Annotated in this window: 1 protein-coding gene; it reads left to right on the top strand. The window is 38.5% G+C overall.

All coding sequences use genetic code 11. The features are described from left to right. Positions 1–540 (top strand): AMP-binding protein (locus tag AC3G7N_RS22355; protein ID WP_489424299.1); only part of this gene is annotated, 540 nt, incomplete at both ends.

The following is a 540-nucleotide window of genomic DNA, read 5'->3' as shown; positions in this document are numbered from 1 at the left end:
CCGGGGCCACCTTTATTGTATGTTTAGACATTTTACTACCAAGAGTATCCAATATTAAAGGAAACACATCCCTCAAACATACAATCGTAACCGGTATCAAAGATTATCTCCCGTTTCCAAAAAACCTTATTTATCCGTATATACAAAAAAAGCAATACCATATGCTCGTAAAGGTTGAACAATCCGAAGATACACATGTGTGGGGTGCAATTATGGAGCATTCTACAACGAACTACCATCCTGTTGAAGTCGATGTGAAAGAAGATTTGGCCCTTCTTCAATATACCGGTGGAACAACAGGGAATCCCAAAGGAGTTATGCTTACACATCATAACCTTGTTGCAAATGTCCAAATGAGTAAGGCGTGGTTATATAAAACTAGAGAAGGTAAAGAAACCGTTCTAGGTGTTCTGCCATTCTTTCATGTATACGGAATGACAACCGTAATGAATATGTCGATAATGTTTGGATCTACGATGGTATTGCTTCCGAAGTTTGATGTGGAGGACGTTCTAAAAACCATTCAGAAACAAAGACCTA

The sequence above is a fragment of the Virgibacillus carmonensis genome (assembly GCF_057836705.1).
This window is presented reverse-complemented; position numbering and strand designations above follow the sequence as displayed.